The sequence below is a fragment of the Erwinia sp. HR93 genome, assembly GCF_034555055.1.
GTDB lineage: Bacteria > Pseudomonadota > Gammaproteobacteria > Enterobacterales > Enterobacteriaceae > Apirhabdus > Apirhabdus apintestini.
The window spans coordinates 2,395,944-2,416,685 of the sequence record NZ_JAXUDP010000001.1; the positions used below are offsets into that span (position 1 = coordinate 2,395,944).

At 41.3% G+C, this 20,742-nt stretch carries 19 protein-coding genes; 13 read left to right on the top strand and 6 right to left on the bottom strand.

Annotated features, from left to right (window positions below; genetic code table 11):
- Positions 1-613: 613 nt before the first annotated feature.
- Together SFA31_RS11145 and SFA31_RS11150 are read right to left on the bottom strand one after the other, a co-directional pair.
- Positions 614-1,749, bottom strand: a protein-coding gene (locus tag SFA31_RS11145; protein WP_322836662.1) for an IS3 family transposase whose coding sequence is annotated in 2 segments (ribosomal slippage) — positions 614-1,503 and positions 1,503-1,749 — 1,137 coding nt in all. Because the reading frame shifts where the segments join, the coding sequence is not laid out codon by codon here.
- 278 nt (positions 1,750-2,027) lie between these two features.
- Positions 2,028-2,870, bottom strand: coding sequence for an acyltransferase family protein (locus SFA31_RS11150; RefSeq protein ID WP_322838036.1), 843 nt, complete (start codon positions 2,868-2,870; stop codon positions 2,028-2,030).
- Between the two features lie 138 nt (positions 2,871-3,008).
- Here SFA31_RS11150 and SFA31_RS11155 point away from each other — a divergent pair, with 138 nt between their 5' ends.
- The 5 genes from SFA31_RS11155 (at position 3,009) to SFA31_RS11175 (ending at position 10,500) form a co-directional block, all read left to right on the top strand.
- Entirely contained in the window at positions 3,009-3,398 is a 390-nt protein-coding gene (locus SFA31_RS11155) for a S24 family peptidase (RefSeq protein WP_322838037.1), read from the top strand.
- A 1,439-nt stretch (positions 3,399-4,837) separates the two neighbouring features.
- Positions 4,838-4,984 carry a hypothetical protein gene (locus SFA31_RS11160; RefSeq protein WP_322838038.1) on the top strand — a complete coding sequence of 49 codons (147 nt, stop codon included), beginning with the start codon at positions 4,838-4,840 and terminating at the stop codon, positions 4,982-4,984.
- A gap of 615 nt (positions 4,985-5,599) precedes the next feature.
- A complete protein-coding gene (locus SFA31_RS11165) occupies positions 5,600-6,586 on the top strand; it encodes a hypothetical protein (RefSeq protein ID WP_322838039.1) in 987 nt (328 codons plus the stop codon).
- Between the two features lie 1,626 nt (positions 6,587-8,212).
- The gene (locus SFA31_RS11170; RefSeq protein WP_322838040.1) at positions 8,213-8,545 is read left to right on the top strand and encodes a phage holin family protein; all 333 of its coding nucleotides are present in this window, start codon (positions 8,213-8,215) and stop codon (positions 8,543-8,545) included.
- 1,040 nt (positions 8,546-9,585) lie between these two features.
- The gene (locus SFA31_RS11175) at positions 9,586-10,500 is read left to right on the top strand and encodes a hypothetical protein (protein WP_322838041.1); all 915 of its coding nucleotides are present in this window, start codon (positions 9,586-9,588) and stop codon (positions 10,498-10,500) included.
- A gap of 529 nt (positions 10,501-11,029) precedes the next feature.
- Here SFA31_RS11175 and SFA31_RS11180 read toward each other — a convergent pair.
- The gene (locus tag SFA31_RS11180) at positions 11,030-11,218 is read right to left on the bottom strand and encodes a YjfB family protein (RefSeq protein WP_322838042.1); all 189 of its coding nucleotides are present in this window, start codon (positions 11,216-11,218) and stop codon (positions 11,030-11,032) included.
- Positions 11,219-11,558: 340 nt separating this feature from the next.
- Here SFA31_RS11180 and SFA31_RS11185 point away from each other — a divergent pair, with 340 nt between their 5' ends.
- From SFA31_RS11185 to SFA31_RS11200, 4 genes are all read left to right on the top strand, one after another.
- A complete protein-coding gene (locus tag SFA31_RS11185; protein WP_322838043.1) occupies positions 11,559-11,885 on the top strand; it encodes a DUF1971 domain-containing protein in 327 nt (108 codons plus the stop codon).
- A gap of 23 nt (positions 11,886-11,908) precedes the next feature.
- Positions 11,909-12,262, top strand: coding sequence for a DUF1971 domain-containing protein (locus SFA31_RS11190; RefSeq protein WP_322838044.1), 354 nt, complete (start codon positions 11,909-11,911; stop codon positions 12,260-12,262).
- A gap of 1 nt (position 12,263) precedes the next feature.
- The gene (locus SFA31_RS11195) at positions 12,264-12,446 is read left to right on the top strand and encodes a DUF1869 domain-containing protein (protein ID WP_322838045.1); all 183 of its coding nucleotides are present in this window, start codon (positions 12,264-12,266) and stop codon (positions 12,444-12,446) included.
- A 464-nt stretch (positions 12,447-12,910) separates the two neighbouring features.
- The gene (locus SFA31_RS11200) at positions 12,911-13,690 is read left to right on the top strand and encodes an N-acetylmuramoyl-L-alanine amidase (protein WP_322838046.1); all 780 of its coding nucleotides are present in this window, start codon (positions 12,911-12,913) and stop codon (positions 13,688-13,690) included.
- 187 nt (positions 13,691-13,877) lie between these two features.
- Here the strand turns inward: SFA31_RS11200 and SFA31_RS11205 are convergent, their stop codons facing one another.
- Positions 13,878-14,303, bottom strand: a complete 426-nt coding sequence (locus tag SFA31_RS11205; protein WP_322838047.1) for a DUF1090 family protein — start codon at positions 14,301-14,303, stop codon at positions 13,878-13,880.
- A gap of 374 nt (positions 14,304-14,677) precedes the next feature.
- Between SFA31_RS11205 and SFA31_RS11210 the strand changes: the two genes are divergently transcribed.
- The 3 genes from SFA31_RS11210 to SFA31_RS11220 all read left to right on the top strand — a co-directional run bounded on the left by SFA31_RS11210 (position 14,678) and on the right by SFA31_RS11220 (position 17,349).
- A complete protein-coding gene (locus SFA31_RS11210; RefSeq protein ID WP_322838048.1) occupies positions 14,678-15,115 on the top strand; it encodes a hypothetical protein in 438 nt (145 codons plus the stop codon).
- A gap of 378 nt (positions 15,116-15,493) precedes the next feature.
- Entirely contained in the window at positions 15,494-16,864 is a 1,371-nt protein-coding gene (locus SFA31_RS11215) for an NAD-dependent succinate-semialdehyde dehydrogenase (RefSeq protein ID WP_322838049.1), read from the top strand.
- 155 nt (positions 16,865-17,019) lie between these two features.
- Positions 17,020-17,349: a YnfA family protein gene (locus tag SFA31_RS11220; protein ID WP_322838050.1), complete on the top strand. Its 330-nt coding sequence runs from the start codon at positions 17,020-17,022 to the stop codon at positions 17,347-17,349.
- Between the two features lie 189 nt (positions 17,350-17,538).
- Here the strand turns inward: SFA31_RS11220 and SFA31_RS11225 are convergent, their stop codons facing one another.
- Together SFA31_RS11225 and SFA31_RS11230 are read right to left on the bottom strand one after the other, a co-directional pair.
- Positions 17,539-18,507 carry a ParB family protein gene (locus tag SFA31_RS11225; RefSeq protein ID WP_322838051.1) on the bottom strand — a complete coding sequence of 323 codons (969 nt, stop codon included), beginning with the start codon at positions 18,505-18,507 and terminating at the stop codon, positions 17,539-17,541.
- Entirely contained in the window at positions 18,507-19,712 is a 1,206-nt protein-coding gene (locus SFA31_RS11230; protein WP_322838052.1) for an AAA family ATPase, read from the bottom strand. Before SFA31_RS11230 ends, SFA31_RS11225 begins: the two co-directional genes overlap by 1 nt.
- Before the next feature lie 621 nt (positions 19,713-20,333).
- On the opposite strand from SFA31_RS11230, the gene SFA31_RS11235 reads away from it, so the two are divergent.
- The gene (locus SFA31_RS11235; protein WP_322838053.1) at positions 20,334-20,558 is read left to right on the top strand and encodes a DUF2767 domain-containing protein; all 225 of its coding nucleotides are present in this window, start codon (positions 20,334-20,336) and stop codon (positions 20,556-20,558) included.
- The last annotated feature ends 184 nt before the right edge of the window (positions 20,559-20,742 follow it).

Consider the following 20,742-nt stretch of genomic DNA (forward strand, 5'->3'; position numbering starts at 1 on the left):
TTTTACCATTAAAGATATTTTACTATAAAAGCTAACGTCTAATACCTCGATATGAAGGCGAATTTTCCTGTATTTCACGATAGTGAACTAATGGCTTAGTTAGTTTGAGTATGTTTCAAGGAGGCTATTTACTAGTTAAATTTTTATATTTCTTTAGCTCATAATATTTTGAATGGCCGTTAGCTAATAATATTAGTTTGCTTGCTTTACTATTTTTATAACATCAGAAGTGCTAAAGGCGAAATATATTCATTACAATTCTGCAGTCAGTTATTAATGGTTTTTTTGTGTGCTATTATACCGTTGAACAATCTCGTGTTCAGATATTCATCGCGAAAGTGAACATTAAAATTCTCAATAAATCCGAACTTAGTGGAGCTAACCGATTAGATTAGATAGTGCTCCACGTTATGATCAAAGAAATATTTATCCGGATCGTAATAGGTAAATTTAAGGCCTGATTGGTTTTATTAATACCCGATATTCATGAGCCAGCTTCATATGGTCCGGGATTCTTGATACACATGCATCTGAAATCCTGAAGGCGGTATTGTCAGTTAAGAACTTTTTCGTATAATTGGACTGACCCCGTGACAGTAGACAAATTCTGTCCTCACGACGAGGCCTGTTCAAAGGCCTCCGGACTGACGCCGCTGAGATGGCTGTGGCGTCGGACCCGGTTGTAGAACACTTCAATGTAATCGAAGATATCCGCCCGGGCCAGAGCCCGGGTTTTGTATATTCTCTTCCTGATACGCTCTTTTTTCAGTGAACTGAAGAACGATTCCGCTACTGCATTATCCCAGCAGTTGCCACGCCGGCTCATACTGGGCGCCAGATTATTGGCCCGGCAGAAGCGCCGCCAGTCCTCGCTGCCGTACTGGCTGCCCTGATCGCTATGTACTATTACCTCTCTGTCCGGTTTTCGACGCCATACTGCCATCATCAGCGCATCCAGCGCCAGTTCACGTGACAGCGTCGGTTTCATCGACCAGCCCACCACGTTACGGGCGAAGAGATCAATGACCACCGCCAGATACAGCCAGCCCTGCCAGGTGCGGATATAGGTAATATCGGTCACCCAGACCTGATTAGCCCGGACAACGGTAAACTGCCGCTGCACGCGATTAGGCGCAACCACTGAAGGCCTGCCGGCGATACGACGTGGCGCTTTATAGCCGCGCACCGCTTTGATCCGGTTCAGTTGCATAATACGGCTCACCCGGTTTTTACCGCAGGTTTCCCCGATTTCATTCAGATCGCCATGAACCCGGCGATAGCCATATACGCCACCGCTGAGGGAATACGAATCACGGATAAGCGCCAGCAGACGCTGGTTATCTTTATCGCGGGCGGAAACTGGATTATGCAGCCACGCATAGAACCCGGCCCGGGCGACATTCAGTACCCGACACATTGTCATGACACCCCATACGGAGCGGTGTTCATTGATAAAGCGGTACTTCAGTCGGGCTCCCTTGCAAAGTACCGCGCGGCCTTTTTCAGGATGTCCCGCTCTTCTTCGGTGCGCTTCAGCTGAGACCGAAGCTTGAGGATCTCGCTTTTGGCTTCCAGTAAATCACGCGCATGCTGCTCGCTGTTATCGGGTTTGATGGCCCGCAGCCATTTGTAAAGACTATGCGCAGAGACACCCAGTCGGTCGGAAACTTCTGCGACGGAATAACCGCGTTCCGTAATTTGACGGACGGCTTCTTCCTTAAATTCAGGGGTAAATCGTGGTGTGCCCATACGGTCCTCCTATGCTCAAACTATACATCAGGATCGTCTACCGGGGTGGGGTCAGTCCAAAGTTACATAACATCACATAATCACATCTATGCATCTTTTATTCTCAAATATCTTTGAAATGTAAAATGAGAATGCTAGAACAAATGATAAAGATGCAACTCCAACCAATAAAGAAACCCACAGGCTATCAACAACTAAAACCTCAAACATCCCAAGTATGAAATAGAAAATTGGGTAATGTGTTATGTAAAGTGTATAAGAGTACTTGGATGTATTATTCAGAAGAGACATGCGCTTGTTATATAAAACCAAAATACGTACATGAAAGCAGTAAAGAAAACGCCAAAGGATGCGTTGTAATACTCTAAAGTTATCCTTTTATCTGCAAACAGAAATCCGAAATATATTGATAAGGATGCCAAGACTACAACAATAGACATCACTAAACCTTTTGAGAAGCCTTTCGCTGGAGGTGCATATGATGCAAGCAACCCCGAAAACCAAACTAATGAGTACATTAAAAATCCAAATTTAAATGACGAAATGCATAAGAAAATAACCACAGCACATAATATAGATAAAGGTTTCTTTGTGAATAGAAGCCCAGCTATTGCATAATACCATACCTCTAGAGGCAGGCTCCATAATGGCTGGTTAAATGGAATGGCCGGAGTTAATATGCCATTGGTAAATGTTAATATAGATAGAATTTGAGCTGGTTGGAAATTAAATTTACTTCCCAGTGTTCCCTTTCCTTCAGATGAGAACAATGCATTGAATGCATCAAATACATGTGGAGCAATAAAGCTAAAGATTGCCACAAGTAATATGGAAAGGATTAAAGGTGGGTAGATTCTTTTGAATCTGCTTTCCGCATAAATTGATAGCTTAAATACTCCATGTTTTGCTGTATTACTTTGAATCGATTTTCCAATTAGGAAACCTGACATCGAGAAAAATACCATTACACTTGACTGCGCAGCAAAAGTTATATAAATGAACGCCTCAGGGTAAAACCTTACTATGTAAAATTGCACGGCATGGGCAAGAGCAACAGTTATTGCCGCTATCCCTCTCATGGATTCAAGGGATACGTGTTGATTTTCTGTTAGTTTGTTCATCAGAATCCTAAATCTTATATGTGTCTGAAAACAATAATAAACCCAATAGTAGCAGCTAAATAGCCCTAAAACACTACTTGATCGATATCGCCGATCGATAATACTGTATGCATATACAGTAACTATCGGAGGTGATTTATGGGATTCCCGAGTCCAGCTGCTGATTACGTTGAAACGCGTCTTTCACTTGATGAGGCGCTTATCCAGAAACCTGCTGCCACGTACTACATGCGCGCGGGTGAGACTATCTACCGCTGCGGCATCATGAAGGATGCGCTGCTTGTGATTGATTCGTCGCTTAAGCCGTGTGACGGCTCACTGCTTATCTGTGACTGCAACGGTGAGTTCAAAGTAAAGAGGTATCGCACATATCCGCAGCCGCATCTTGAGAATGTGGCGAACGGGAGAAAGGAGAGGCTGCCTGGTAACGACGAGGGCATCAGTGGGGCGCTACCAATATTCGGGGTAATCACGTACATCATCAACGATGCGCGTTCTGGTGAGTTTGATGATTGCCCGGTGATGTGAGACAGAAATGGGACACACAAAGCTTTGCATCGGTTTGCAAGGCTTTGCATGTTTTACCAAGATGGGACGTGTGAGCGCCGTAGTGATGGGGTAAGTTGTTGTTAGCTCAGGTAGTTCCAGGAACTTCTAAGCCGTGGGTCGCAGGTTCGAATCCTGCAGGGCGCGCCAGCTGGATCTCTCCCAATGCTTTTCAAAATCTACAAACTCCAGTTTCCACAAAGATTATAGTTAAAAAACGTGACTCCAGCGTCTACTCACAACTAAGTCTGTCTACGCTCAAGTAGGGGGATATATTCAAGGGTATCGACAGGTTCAAGGACGTAAGATATTCGCAAAAGAAGCTAACGGTTAGCACCTGTAGGCGAATGGTAAATCGTACAAGCTATTTGCCGGTGCGTCTTATATTCGCGTAAACCCTACTGATTCCAGATATTGGTGCATGAAGTACCGGTATGCCGGTAAAAAAAGCGACTTTCCATTTATCACAGGCGTGGTTAGCAGCGTATCATCCGCAGGGGAGATAACGGTGTGAAATACATGTTCCGGAAGGACTATAAGCCAACGCGGTATCATCCTTGATAGATGAGGCGCCGTCGATGGCGCTGGATACGTTTGTGAAAATCTGGGGGCGACAAATATTCGCAAATTCTCAAAAGCTGGCATACTCACCGGGTAAATCTGAATACTTTCTTATGTCGGCTGCCGGATGTCCGGCAGGCCGGGCCATGTGCACCACGAGTGCTAATGAATCGATGAGTCACGCTATCCAGGTAGCTGTAAAGAAACGTAAAATGTATCTGACGGATGATCGATGCGTGAGGAGATTTATCTGGCGCGTACAAAGATGCGGTGAAAATGGAATATACTAATCCAGAGTTGGCGATAAGCCGAGCGCCTTTAATATATTGGCAGTGATATAAAAGACTTCGCTACATCCCAATTGATGGCGACTAGTTGTCGTTGAGACTCAACGCATAAAAAGTAGCAACGAGTTCACAATATATTTCTAAATATACATAACTTCTCTCTGATAGAAGACGTGTTATAAAAAGAATCGAAGTTTGGGCTGAGCGTGGCATCTGCTGCACGGCTGTTAAGAGCGTTACTTCAAGCAGTTATATAAATATAGTTACAATTCAGCCTATTTAGCAAAATAAGATTTAAAATATTAGAAATTTCATTTAGTTAGAATTTCGATTTTATGGCGATGTTTTTTTCTCGTAAGGAATAAGTTTTCTTATGCTTAGCCTATACTTGAATTTCAGCAATAAGCTGATAAAAACTGCTGGAGTCTGCAATGCCTAATAAAGAAAAGCACGATGATAAGGACAAGCATGATGAAGGAAAAGATGATCGCAAATTAAAAGGTGACCATAAAGACAAGCATGTTAATCAGGATAAAAAGGGCAAATAACTGATCCATTATCTTTGGAGGTACTATGTCTCAGCACCAAGATGCCATTGACCCAAAAGAACCTCTCGAACCTGACTATGACGATCCGGAAAAAATTATGCCAGACCCGGATCATATAGATGATGACAATATGGATGATCCTGAAAGCCCTCATGACCCAGTCAGGAAATGAGCTGAATTAGCCCGGTAATGCCGGGCTTTTTACTTTATGATTTTCCAGGTAAAAATGTATGGGCAATATGCTCAATACTAATCCCCATGTTGTAAAAGGTTATCCTGATACTCCTGAAATGACTGATAAACTGTTTTATATCTTTCAATATATGTGCGATTGCCCTCTGATAGATGTCGTATAGAGGGGTTATAAGTATTCCCTGGCAGGGATATGAAGCCCTTGCTTGTTGCTGTTAGATTGCTAGTGTGAATGATGAACTAAAATAGGTCGGTGCATCGGCCACGGCAAAACTAACAATGTAGCTTAGAGGACCTCCATCAAGGTTTACCGTACCGAGCAATGTATCGATGGCGGCATATTTTCATTATTAATATATTTTCCTTATGTGCCCAGAATAATTTTTCCAAAAGCAGGTAGATAAATCTTTATTATTGAGATAGTTAAATATTTTTTTGTCAATAATTGTCAATCACTCACAATGTACTAAAGTTATAATCAGTGCAAATAAATTAATTTATTGCACCATTAATTACATAAACTCGGGCGTATTACAGCCTGGATTTTGTTTAGGTAATCTATTTGTACCCGAAATTGAATATTCAGGACAAAAAAATGACTCATATTTATGAACCATCTGAACAACTGAATGATAAAAAGCTTTATCCCGACGGACGACTGCCTGTTTCTGCATTAAGCAACCCCAGTGCAGTATCATGGGGGGCAATTTTTGCAGGTGCTGCCGCCACTGCATCTTTGGCATTAATGCTACTTATGCTAGGTGCTGGTCTTGGATTAACCTCCGTGTCGCCATGGGAGAATAAGGGGCTTGATGCCGGAACTGTGGGTATTGTGGCTATCGTCTGGATGGCATTTACTCAGATTGCCGCTTCGGGAATGGGAGGATATATAGCCGGGCGGCTGAGGACTAAATGGGTTGATACAAAAATTGATGAAATTTATTTTCGCGATACGGCGCATGGATTCCTTACCTGGGCCGTTGCGCTAATTGTTTCGGCAGTACTGTTAACGACGACGATTGGGGCTATCGTAGGAGGCGGGGCAAAGGTGGTTGGCTCTGTCGCCGGCGGGGCAGCGGCTACTACCGTAGCTGGCTTGTCAAGCATGGATAAGGAGGCATCAGTTTCCGATTCCTCAACCAACTATTTTATTCGGTCTTTATTCAGAACCGATGACCGGGCTACCACTGAAACCAACTCTCAAGCCATGGACACTCCAGTGACCACCGGTCAACCCGCCCCGCGTCAGGATGTTTCCCCTGAACAGGTGAAAGAGGTTACCGGAATTTTCGCTCATGCCATTAGCTCAGGAACACTGCCTTCAGAAGATCGTCAGTATGTGGCGCGGCTCATTTCTCAGCGCACCGGTATTTCCCAACAAGAAGCAGAACAGCGCGTCCAGACTGGCTATGACAAGGCTCAGGCTGCAATTAAAGAGACTAAAGTTAAGGCGCAGCAGGCCGCTGAGAAAGCCAGAAAAGCAAGCAGTTATATAACATTATGGACTTTCATTTCATTACTGATCGGCGCTTTTACTGCCAGCTTTAGTGCGACCTTAGGTGGCCGTCAACGCGACCTGTAATATTGTTAAAACGGAGAAAACAATGCGCTCAATACTACTTTTCTTTTTAGGTGTGCCAATTCCTATCATCATTTTGATAGCTCTATTTGTGCACTGAATGATGTGATACTGGCTCTCCGCTGGATTATGCAGATTCAGATAAGTAACTTGATAAAACAACCTGAATATCGATCTGGTGTTCAGGTTGTTTTACGTAAATCGAACCGGAGATAATACACCGGTATTCCTATCTCAAGAAACCCATCCCAGCTTTTGGCTCTTTACGGTTATCAGGTATATCATAAATAATGTCCATGCTTTTGAGTTTGATGTGTCAGTAATAAGAACGTTTAACGTTTAGATAATCTGTCTTATTTCTCAAGTAATACTTTTTAGCATAGCTCGGTATACTTCTACCAAAGTATATTTAATGACCAGATCTTGTAATTTTTCCGGCTTACCCGTTGAGAGTAGGCTTCCGCAATCAATGCCTCCACGATTATCGAAGATATATATCGATCTCTCCCAACCCTATATGAAGTTACTTTACGATATTGCTGAATATTGTAAGTGTTTGCCAGTGATGATATTAATATTCGGTATAGTAATTAATCGACCCACTAATTTTCACTATTAAACATAATTACGCCGATATATTTACTGGGCAGAGCCTGGATGTAAACCTAGGTAATTTCTTGCGAGTTGTGCGTTTTATGTGCAGGGCGGGGTTATTGGTCTAGTTATTTCCCCAAGAGGAAATGTCAGTATACATAAATATATGCAATCGTTTAAAATCGATAAATTATCGATTTTGATTTGGATGTGAGAATTTGAGGAATAAAAGTGGCGATATCATTCAATATGAACGAAGGTAAAAATAGTGCGCCCATCACGGTAGAATATTCTATTACTCTATAACCTAATTGTTCATGGTAACCGTGCATCTAAATACGGCTATGAATTGAAACTAGTCAATCAGATGAGGCGCATGATGAGAAATAGTATTTCAGGCTTATTAGTCTTAGGTGTAATATCGTTCTCTGTTATGGAGGGTAGTGTAAATTCTATCAATAGTAATAATGTGAATTTAATTTAATCAGACCCACAATAACTGACGCTGTCTCAGCGGCTTACAAGATGAGGGCTGGCATCGATATGAATAATCAGCGACTGGAAATAGATAAAGAAACAAAATAACTTATGCCTATGGCAAGGATTAGCGGACATCTACGTTTATGTGATGTTCTATATCATGAGAAAACGTTAGAAATTGAATGTCATAATAAAGAGGGCATTTCCTTGTTAAAAATCAGGATGATGTACACAATCATGGTAGGAATTTTAGATATATATCTCCACTAGATGGTGATTAAGTATGGCGTGTATGCGGATGGTTCCTGGGATTTATCCGGTGGCTTAATAGTTCTAAAAAGATGGTTTGGGGGAAATGATTTATTTTTAGAATAAACATAATGGGTATATAAATTATGATATTCCCCATAATGCGTTACTTACAGAAAATGCTAGAGTGTAACTTATCGATGAGACTGAAGTTTCTCGCAGCTATAAAAATGGTGACCGCTGACCTCACCATTAATTTTACTTATCTGCTGATGCACTGAATTTATATTAAGGAGGGACAAATATATGAATGCATTTACTGGCATGATTGGGCAAACGTTATATGAGTATCTGCCCTCTCTCTGCGCCTCTGGAGCCGCGACACTCATTTCTGCACTAATGAGCGTGTATGATGGGCGTCCAATTATTAAAACCGTTACCGGTGCGCTATCATGCGGAATTCTGGCGCTAACAATAGCGGGTTCTTTAGAGCTATTTGGATTACCTGGGCATTCAGTCACCTTCGTCGGGGCTTCTATTGGTTTTGTAGGCGTTGAACGTATCCGGAGAAAGGTAATATCTCTCTTTGAACGTAAGGCTTCTGGCCAAAAGTCAGGCAATATTTCGGGGAGAAAGTAATACCGCGCACTTTATTATAATGGCCACTAACCCTAAGAAAAGAGGTATCAGATTACTATTATCATATGGAAGTTATATGAATTGGGTATGTACTAATATTTTATTAATTATATTAGTCGGTTATTTTAGAATAAATTTCGTCTAAAAATACCAGTTCCTCTTTGAAAAAAATGATAGCGCTAATTATCATAAACTGGTGTTAAAGCGCCTGCACGCTGTTATTAACCTTAGAGGAGGCGGTACTTGATTATGGAATACTTCTTAGAAAGCCGTATTTAGGGGGAAGAGGGGAATTCGTGGAATACGGCCGATGATTACGGCCCCGGCAAAGTGGGAGAACGGCAAGTAGCATAAGTAATCTCGGCATTGGTAAGACTCAAAGTTCAGTTTAGCAAAAATGCGCGTTTAGGCCTGAAGATAAGCACGCCGTCAGCGGCGGTTTAGTTGAAAAAAGCCGTTTAATACTATGATATTGAATGCAGGATAGTACTGAGGTGTTATCGGTAGATATGTGGGACGCTCATTTGGGTAATATATTAACCTCGCTGTATTCAATTTTACCCCGCGACACAATGGCTAGTAGAAAAAGGTATTGGAACCAACAGTAGGCGAATAATTAATCAATATTAAATTGGGTTAAAAAAGAAGAGGCGTAGGTGACACCTCCTTGAAATAAAAAAACAGAAACTACGCTGCTTATATTATCGATAAGAAATTTTTAAATGAAAGGGGTATTTTATGGATTTGCAATCATAAACATAGCGGTTTACCTAATGGTTTTCTGTATAGGTCAATTTAACCTATTGTAGGAACTTAAAATCCTCTGTGTATTATGAGTAAGCATTCTGTGTATATGTACTGTAAAAGTTATTGCCCCGGTATTAAGAAGAGACCCTTTTTTATAATAATAAAATTTTAAAACCAGGGTTTGGTAGGGAGCTTAATTCCTATAGAAATGCAAGGGTAATGATTAACGGAAATTAGCAAGATTATCAATTGGTAAATTGTATAAAGTAATATTTTGATTATTGGAGGTTATCATGAAAAATAAACTAATATCATTGTTTTTCGCTTTTTGGATGTCAGCAATGGCGGTTTTTAACGCTGCAGCTAAGCAGATATTTCCTGGTTATGATGATGTGTATATACTTAGCCCACATCCGGATGACGGCATTTTAACTTTTGGCGGTATGCTAGGTAATATTGATAATCGTTTTGATACAAGGAAAATACATTATACCGTTCTTGCGAATTTAAGTCAGTATGTAGTTAACGGCGATGAAAATTCGCTAGCTGGAGTGACGGGGCTTAGGCATCTTGAGGATATTAATGCTTATGATTTTTTGCTTACATCACCAGATGGAATAAGGCATTATACCTATTCTGCTTTAAATGAAAAAGATGCCCCGCTGATAAATATGCGCGATGCAGATTTTTCTAGCTTTAATGCGCAGGCAATAGTAGATTTCAATAATGCATATTCACAAATAGCTAATTTAATGGAACAGGCTTCACTGGAAGGAAAAACATGTGCATTTTTTGTTAATGCTGCCTTGCCGAATCCTCAAGGTTTGCCTCACTTCAATCATTTTTTACTGCGTGAGGCAACGCTGAAGGCAGTCCATGATTTAGGAACAAAAAAACTCGCATGTGAAGTTTATATCGGCGAAGATTTACCTTATTACAATAATAACGAAGCAGGCAGTAAAGACATCATTAATCAGCTAACTGCGCGACTTAAGTTAAGTATATTCGATTATCCAATTGATGTTGATAAAAAAATGGAAGCGGTAAATTATTATCCCAGCCAGCTTACCTCTGATTACGAAGAATCTGTAAGAAAGAGAGCGCATCAATTAAATGGTAAGGAACGGGTATATAAAATTGATGCGACATTTTATGATGATATCCATACCGATCCTTCTTGTGGTAATCAAGATTTTTGTACTTACTAAATTTAAATAATAGTTATTTAAATTATGAGAGAATTTTCTGGCTAATGTAGCATTATGCTGTTTTAAAAATGGCCAATTGCAGGCTGTCAGTATAACTAGCGCATAGGCTAAGCTCTGCTCTGATATCATCGTGGATTGTCTTCCATCTGTATGATATGTCGAAGATAGCTTAAATTTTAATAAGCAACTTGGGTAAAGTACGCTCTGCTTGTTATATCTTTCTGGATTCTGGATTCTGGATTCTGGATTCTGGATTCTGGATTCTGGATTCTGGATTCTGGATTCTGGATTCTGGATTCTGGATTCTGGATTCTGGGTTCTGGGTTCTGGGTTCTGGGTTCTGGGTTCTGGGTTCTGGGTTCTGGAATACCAGTAATGACCTTTATCAATCATTACCTGTTTAGGAATGATATTGACGAGGTGACCTTTAGCATTGCACACCGGGCATATAAACCTGAAACTAGCTGAATCTGGGGAGATTTTGAGATAAACCCGCACAAGGCGGGTTTACATTAATGGCGCCGGTTGATTAGACAGCAACATTAATATTGCGGCCGATGGCCGGGTTAGCTGGCAATTGCGGAATAGACTGAATCATTTCGCTTGCGATTGTGTCACGGGTGTCGAGCGCTTTTTTTAGTACTAGTGTGCCAACGGCGCTGCCTGTTTGCATATTGCTAAGTGCGGTAGAAAGAGATGCAATCTGAGCTGAATCCATAATTTTTCCTTGATATGCAATGAATAGTCGTCTGCGAAATACAAACGATAGAAGTAATATCGGCCGCGGTGACTAAATCTTTTAATAAAAGAGGTAGCTGATAACGATTCTGGGTCATAGAGGGTAAATATATTGTCTTCCGCCACTTCCGAATGCATTGTTTTAGATGAGATTATGATTTTCTCAGGCAGATAATGACGTTGCTCCAGTTTCTATGCGTGCGTAATACCCTCAATCTACCTATAAAGTTCTATTTATAATGCATGTTATCAGGCATACGATTGAATGCCTGATTGTTCGGATTCCGAACAAATTCATTGTTAACCGCAAGGGGGTTTGTATGCTGCGTATCCCGCAAAGCTGCATTCACACGCGCTCTACGCCGTTCTGGAATAAAGACTCGGCGCCGGTGGGAATCTTTAAACGTCATTTAGATAAAGGAACGCGGCCAGGAGTTTATCCGCGGCTCTCTGTGATTCAGGGGGCAGTTCGGTATCTGGGATTTGCTGATGAGCACACTGCACAACCGGATAGCGAATTGATTATCCACACCGGACATTTTGGCGTATTTCCCCCGGAGAAGTGGCATTATATTGAAGTTATGACGCACGATACCCTCTTCAATATCGATTTTTTTGTCGAACCTGACGTGCTTAAAACACTGTGAGTGGTGACTTAAGGAGACATAAGATGCCAATTATTCCTGAAAATTATGTCCATACCCGTTCAACGCCCTTCTGGGATTCCTGTTCTATACCGGAAAAATTATCAGGCCGATATACCACAAAGCCTAGCGTATATGGCCGAATATGCGTGATGCAGGGGCAGATTACAGGCCGCGTTTTTTCTGCTACGCAGCCGGGCACTTCAGAAGAGATATGGGTGGTTAAGGCCGGTGAGTTTTTTGTTTTAAAACCGGAAAACTGGTATGAAATGGATGCATTTTCTGAGGGTGTCTATTTCAATCTCGATTTTTTTGTTGATCCTGCGGTGGTATTAACAGGATCTGGAATTGGACAAGTATTGATTACCCGCGAGGTATAAAATGAGCAAAGCAACCTATACGATTACTGTAACGAATAATAGTAATGGTGTTTCAGTTGATTATGAAACAGAGACTCCGATGGCATTATTGATTCCGGACGTTGCCGCTGAGGTAGTTAAAGAGTTAGTAAATACTGTCCGTGCCTATGACACCGAAGGCGAAAATGATGTCTGTGGTTGGTGAGGCTATTAGCTGGAAGCTCAATGACTTCCGGCTAAGACCTATACCTTGGTTTCTTAAATCATTTAGCAGTTAATTATCTCATCCCCCTTTTTTATCGAAAAGAGGTGCTGAGTACACCTTTTTCTCAGTAGTTTTATGCGAAATTCAACTTTTTATTCTAATTGGTGATATTAATATAAAATATTTATAATACTCATCCATCACCAATTTGCTGCTATTTTACTTTTTTAATGTTTTATTGTTTATAAATATAAATTCATTCTATAAACATTGCTTTATGTCTCTCCTTATTTAGTTGTTAAAATTAATTTTTAATAAAAGTTAGCTATAGTAAAGGTTTTTGCTCTTATTTATGGCTGATGGTGGCTGCTGGAATTAGTATAACCAATTCTGGTTTAATATTTTATCATGGCCAGATGAAGTCATATCTACCTTACATATATTGATAATCTGGAGAGTCTCAAGTGTTCCCAATACGATATAATGCTTATCGCTCGATAAAAGGTTTTAATCAGCGTGTCCGTTATTTAGTTCTGCACTATACGGCGCAGAATTTTTCAGACTCAGTTCGATCGCTAACCGGTGATAATGTAAGTATTCACTACCTGATTCCCGACCCAGATGATGCTACCTATAAGGCTGAGGGTTACAAGGATATGAATATATTCGCTATGGTGGATGAGCAGGACCGAGCCTGGCATGCTGGCATCAGCGCGTGGGGGAACCGTAGCAATCTAAATGATACTGCGATAGGCATTGAAATGGTCAATTTAGCGGCAGATGATAATGGTACGATGATATTTCCTACCTATCACCCTCAGCAGATTGAAGCGGTTATTACACTTTCAAAAAATATTTTGCAAAGATACCCTGATATATCCCCTGTAAATATAATTGGGCATTCTGATATTTCACCTGGACGTAAAAGCGATCCTGGGCCGGCTTTTCCTTGGCAAGCGCTATACGATGCTGGCATTGGAGCCTGGTATGATGAGTGCGTGAAAGAACATTTTTGTAGGCGCTTTGTCTGTGAAGGTCTACCAGCAAAAGGTGAGATTATTAACCAGCTTAGTTTATATGGATATGATATCTCTGAGGCAAATGATAAGACCGGGTTTCAATTATTATTGCGCGCTTTTCAGCTTCACTTTCGCCCGGAAAATTATGATGGTGTTCTAGATGTTGAAACCGCCGCTGTTTTATATGCATTAATTGAAAAATATGTTGTCACCTCGGCACCATGAAAATCAGAACCTATTGGCGATAGCCTATTCAGAACCAAATACATGTCCCTTGTACGAAGTACCGTACAAGGGACATTATTATTGAATAATTACAGATAAGAAATATTACTTTCTGATGTTTAATGCAAAAAGCGATATAAAACTATTGCGTCTAAAATATTGGGTTGAATAAATCTATTTAAGATATTTATTTTGTATTTTTTAATGCATCAACAATTTCTTGTTGCTCTTTTAGTTCAGCGGTAAGTTCTTCCAGGTCAGCCTGCTTTTCTGAAATTTTACGCGTATATTTTGCGACTTTCGCTGTATCAGATTTTGCTTGAGATTCCTGAAGATCGGCTTTGACTTCTTCAATATCGCTTTGCTTATCATCGATTTTGCGCTGTAATTTTTCTACTTTCTTTTGCGCATGCATCAGCAATTCATTATTGCTGCAATGAGCGCGCAATTCCTGAAGTGCAGTATGTAAACCGGCTGAGTCTTCATCAGTGGCTTTTTCAATAAGATTTTCAACTTCTATGCGTTTAGCTTCGCAATCAAATGCCGCTGCGTGGCCTGCAGCTACGTAGCCAAAAAAGAATAGAGGGAGTACGATTTTTGCAGACTTAATCATCACATATCCTTACTGATAATTGTAGGAAACCTTGGTCGAGTTACAGAGTAACAGGGAGTGCATCCTAAAAACTAAGGTCGGACTTCCTCAAAACTCTGTAGTCCCGTCGCTATTTATTGTAATCCAGCTAAGGGCTTGTGAAATTCGAAAGCCAGAGAATCTGCTGAGATCCGGTATTGCTGCCAACGCTAAGACTCTTAGGAGATCCTGCATAATCGACCGTGCGAATGAGATAAAATAAATAAAATATGTTTAATATGCGTATCTCGTAGATAAAATAGTCTGTTTATAGGGAAATGTTTGGATTTAAATACTACAATAGGCCTCCTTGAGTAGTTTTTTTGTTTATAAATGCACTGATATAGAAGGATAGTATGAAAACACTCGCTATTATTCCCGCTGCTATCGTTTTTCTCTCTTTAGGGGGATGTATTATCAGCCCTGATGATAGCCAACGAGATATTGACCCGGGATACTCCCGTCAGCCTTCAGATAACAACCATCATCGCACTGACCCTGGTTATTCTCGCCAGCCTTCTGGCAATACTCCAGAAGTAGATCCTGGGTATAACCATGCACAAAGCGGCCAGCTAAGGCCTGGTGAAAGCTCGGTTGCAGGTAAACAGGTTGATCCGGGTTTTTCTCGCGCTCCGTCGAACGGCGGTAAAGATATTGATCCAGGATATAATCGTAAGGCGCCTGGCGCTGCAGGTAATCTCGATCCGAGATTTAATCAACATCAAAATGGACAATTGCGTCCGGGTGAAAGCGCACCCGCTGGTCGATCTATAGATCCCGGGTATTCTCGATAATATTATTGATAGTCCAGATTTATATAATTGCGCCTCTAAAATGGGGCGCTTTTCTATTAAGGCCGGCCATGCGGGGCTTATAACTTTGAGGCCATGATGTTTAGATATTCTGCGCCGTTGCATTTATTTATCTTGTCTTTCAAACCAAGTTATATCTGAGAAAATGTTACCCGTAAGCTATGAGGACGATTGCTATTATTTGCGGTTATCTTTCTGATATATGATGGGTTTTAAGCGATTGTTTAGTCACCTATTACTAAATAATCGCTAATAATTCTCTCAACAAACCATCCTGTATTTAACTATTGGTGCTTTTAGGGGAGAGAGAATCGTTATCCTCTGCCAGGCTTATAAACTCATGCTTGCGTGGAGGTTGTGATGTCATACCAAACGATAAATCCTTTTACCAATCAGCTTATCAAAGAATACCCTTCTCATACTGTGGAAGATATTGAATCCGCTATCACAAAAGCTAATGACCTTTATCACTCTCACTGGTCGCGAGGCGATATCACACAAAGACTCCCGGCATTAAATAACTTTGCAGATTTGTTAGAACAGCGTGCGGATTCATTGGCTCGTTTAATCAGTGAGGAGATGGGGAAACTTATCGAGCAGAGCAGGGGAGAGATCCTATTATGTGCGAAAATAGCCCGCTATTATGCTGAAAATGCCCAGCGATTGTTAGCTCCGCAGGCCTATGACTCTGAACTTGGTGAAGCTTGGGTTGAGCATCACCCGATAGGCATATTAATGGCGGTCGAGCCATGGAACTTTCCTTTCTATCAGCTGATGCGAGTTTTCGCGCCAGCGCTTGCTGTTGGGAATCCTGTTATTGTTAAACATGCTGGTATTGTTCCTCGCTGTGCAGAAACATTCGAAAAACTTGCTCTTGAAGCGGGGGCGCCTCAAGGGGCATATACCAATTTATTTATCTCAACCGAACAAGTTGCAAATATCATTGCCGATCCTCGTATTCAGGGTGTTGCACTAACTGGATCAGAAAATGCAGGAAGCGCCGTTGCCGCTCAGGCTGGCAAAATGTTAAAAAAATCTACTCTGGAATTAGGTGGGAATGACGTTTTTATTGTCCTTGATGATTGTGACCTTGAGGATGCGGTAAAAGTTGGTGCTCAGGCGCGTTTAAATAATGCAGGCCAAGTTTGTACCGCAGCTAAACGATTTATAGTGCAGAAAAGCATAGCGGATTCTTTCATTAAGAAATTAACTCAGCGTTTTTCTGAAGTAAAAATTGGCGATCCTTTAGATGAAAGCACGACTTTGGGGCCACTTTCATCCAGAGGCGCTGTTCAAAAGCTGCAGAAGCAGGTCGATGCTGCTATCCAGCACGGTGCCCGTGTGTTGTATGGTGGTAAAGCAATACAGCATGAGGGTAACTTTTTTGAAGCGACTATTTTAACCGAGATAACACGCGATAATCCGGCGTGGTTTGAGGAATTCTTTGGCCCGGTGGCTCAGATTTATATTGTTGAAAATGATGACCAGGCCATAGCGTTAGCTAATGATTCACACTATGGCTTAGGCGGTGCCATATTTAGCCAAAATATTGATCGAGCTAAGCGTCTGGCGTCCTCTATTGAAACTGGTATGGTGTATATTAACTCATTAACAGATACGACGCCTGAACTGCCGTTTGGAGGCGTTAAACGTTCAGGCTATGGTCGGGAGCTTGCAGATATTGGTATCAAAGAATTCACTAACCATAAACTTATCGTTGTGAGTAAATAATTTCCTTGAACACTAAAGCGTCCAATGTGGGCGCTTTCTTTTAAATTGTTAATAGACACCATTGATCACATTACTTTTGTTCCAGGCTCATCTTAGTGCGTATACTCGACATGTAAATGTTATGGATTCCTTGCCATGGAGCGCTGGATATCAGAATGGCCACCTTACAAATAATATTACTCTTCATTGTTACCGCATTTGCCGAGATTTTGGGCTGTTGGTTGCCTTATTTGATTCTTAAACAAAATAAAAGTTTGTGGTTATTAGTTCCTGCTGCTTTTAGCCTTGCTTTATTCTCGTGGCTGCTCACGCTGCACCCTGCATCGGCTGGAAGAACTTATGCCGCATATGGCGGTATATATATTTGCGTGGCACTTTTTTGGTTACGCTTCATCGATGGCGTCCCATTAACGCGATGGGATGTTACGGGAGCTTCAATTGCTGTAACCGGTATGTTAGTGATCGTTTTGCAGCCGGGTACCTGATGTATTTTGAGCCAGTTAAAATTGGCGATTTCAGCCTGAAATATAAGTTAAATGTTACAAACGGCATTGTTGTCACATTCCCTTGGGTTTGGCGATTTCAGGCTGAAATTATCCCGAACAGTGTGGGCAGGCCAAAAGATTTTATTATATTCTCAGTAAGTGGAACGCATTCGCATCCGTATTGCGGACTCAGGGCATTGAAAAATGGCGCTTTAAAGTTTCAGCTATAACATCGTCTAACTCTTTCTGTACCGTTTTGGGTAGTCGATTAAACTCATATGAAAACGATCTTCCTTTTTGTTTTTTTCTGGCAAAGCGATCTTTGTCGTCAAATTGCCACAGTGCGGTGGTTTTCGTTTTTTCAGCTTTCCCACTTTCGCCTTGAGATGTAGCTTTTCGTATCATAGCCATAATTTGAGATTTTTGTTCATCAGCGGCGAGTGAGGAGTTGGCTTGCAAATCTGCTATTTTTTCCGCTATGTCGAGAACAAAACTCCCTAAATTTATATGCTGGCTCTCTAATAATGACGCTATATCAAGGAGTGTTTTGTAGTCCGGATGAGTGAGTTCCGCCACTATTGGAAATAAAGCGATTAATGGTTGGGGGACCATAGCCGCCTGTAATGCACGCGTGACCTTCGCCTGAGATAAACCTTGAATATCAGCAATCTCTTTTTGTGATAGGCCTGAATCTTTCATCCGCTGGATCTGTTGTCCTATCTCTCGAAGATTATGCTCACGCGCAGTTTGAATTTCTCGTGCTAAATAGCGCGCATCCTCTGGAGTAATATCGCTGTCAGTAACCAGTATCTCAAGGCTTTTTTGGCAAATTAATGCGGCAGCACGACGTCGGGAGCCATCCAAAATTTCTATGCTGTCGTCATTTCGGCGTACACCAATTGCCGGAATAAACTGCTGAATTTTTAGCGTTTGAACGATATCTCGCAAGGAATCAGGGGTGAGGGATGATTGATCGCGACCATTGATCATTGCATCCACCCTTGTTTTTATTGCAACTTCTTCAGCCGGAATGGTTTGCAAAGAAAAACTTGCCTGACAACCAGAATGTAACGTAAAAGTACGCGAATATATCTCATTATCCATTGAGGGGAGCGCGGAAGAGAGTGTTCTACCGATAGTTGTTCTGCGGGTACCCATTAATATGCTCCGTTAGTACGAATAAATTCGATGCGATCAAAAACGGCTTTGGCGAAATCTTCAGCGGCGGCTTTTGCATTTCTTAGCGCCTCTGCGCTACCTACATAAGTAGCAGGATTCGCAGTAATCACGGTATCAAAAGATTCACCGCAGCGTTCAAATCCATCCAGTCTCGGTAAGGTGGCATCCAGCATATCACCCCCAAAAATTTCTTTCGCCAGACTGTGGCATACTTTGTGATCGGCTTTATTCAATAGCTTGGACATAAAACCAATATTTCCCAAAATTTGGCATGAAGCTCCAGATTCTTGAATAATCCCAATTAATTCTGGCAGGCGGGTTAAATATTTTAGCGTGGAGTGAAAGTCAACCTGGGCCGGGGGGATCGGAGTGAGCAATAAATCGGAGGCAGCAAGAGCATTTTTTAAGAAAGCATCAAGATGTGGGCCGCTATCCACAAAGATGAAATCATAGTCGCCACGCAGCTTGTTAATCACATTTTCTTTGAGCACCGCGTGGATATTCTGGCCGGGAAGGTGCGTGGCGCATAATTCGGACCAACTGGACGCGATAAATGCATCATCGATAGAAGCGGGCAACAGGGACACGCCTGGTACTACGGAAGGCACGATAAAATCATTTAGTAATTCTTCCCGTGAGACATTTTGTAGCATTGCCTGCGCAGAAGTTATCTCCACAATGCCGATGGCGCGCATATGATTTAGAAACATCGTTGCTGATGATTGTGGATCGAGATCGATCACAAGAATACGTAGGTCTTCGTAAAGTAAATGAGGATGCGTTCGTAGTGCGTGCGCTAACGAGACAGTCGATACCGTTTTTGATACACCACCTTTTAAATTCCCAATGAATACCGTGAATGCCTCTGAATGACGATCCTTATATCCGGGAACACCACGGTGTCGGTATATATCGATGATATTCTGTAAAGACATAGCATACTTAGTGGTACTTCCCGCCTGGCGTTTCCCAAAATGATAGCCCTGAGCTTCCATTTCACTCACTGCATAGTCTACGCTTGCTTTAGTCAGTTTAGGGAGTTTAGCGACGGCGGCTTTGGCATATACCTGATAGAATCTATTTTCCTGAAGCTCTTCTTTTTGCAAATTGATCTGATCGGTCAACGCCTGGAGCATTTTATTGGAGCGCTGTGCGACTTTTAGTATTTGTCCTTGTTTTGTCATTAATGTTCTCTGTAATCAGCTTTTTTGCATTTAAGTGAAAATACTGCATGCGTTCTAAAAAGTAAAATTTGTCCGGCGATAGCTGCATCTTTATTACTAATTTCAATATTAAATTTAATCTATCTATTTGATAATAAAGAACTAATTCAATGGTGAATTATTCATAATGTTTTTGATCGCGCTGTGTCCATTCTGGATGTTTAGCGTAGGCTTACACCACCAATTTCTTTGTAGCGTTATCAAATTTTCAACTCCTTTAAACTATGTCTTTGCCTGCCTGCGCTCTTTTAGAAACTCGATGTGTTAATAATGTGCAAGATATTGTGATGAATATGTGCTTTATTCTTAAAATTTTTCCAGCAATCTTTTAACGTGATAAACTTTATAACATGAATTAATGAGGGGTTTTATTTTGACCATTACCCTTGTAGAGAATAAATTTTAGCTAACTGTTTTGTAGTGATTTATCCAGCAATAACCCGATTAAATATGCGTGAAATTATTAATCGGCGCTTTTTCTCTATTGATAAGAGTAATTAATCTAATTGTCTGGCTCAATGATGGATAAGGATTGCGTCTGCTATAGTTATTTATAGCGTGAGCAATAAAAGGAGGAGAAGAATGACAGATGAAAAGCGTGCAACTGTAACATCAATATTTGGTGAAGCGCTCCTCGAATTAATCACGAAAAACCGAGAAATTGGTAGGGATACTTTGGCAATGCTTATTAGAGAAAAAGCAGAGCATGAAGAAGATGAGGAAAAAATACTGCTTTACTGGAAAGCCTGTCATGCACTACTGCAAAAAGGTGAGGTGCAGCGCGCCCCACTGCGTCTGGTCGAATAAGCCTGACGTTGGCGGATGGTCGAATGCGTAAGGGCATCCGCCATTATGGTATTACAAAACATAAAATTCAGAGGCGCTGGCGGTTTTTTTCTAAATATAGTGGTCCGGCTCTACGTGTATGATTTCTTATTTTGACAGATAATCTCTGCACGCTGCTCCTTAGTTATTAAACCAGTACCTTTGG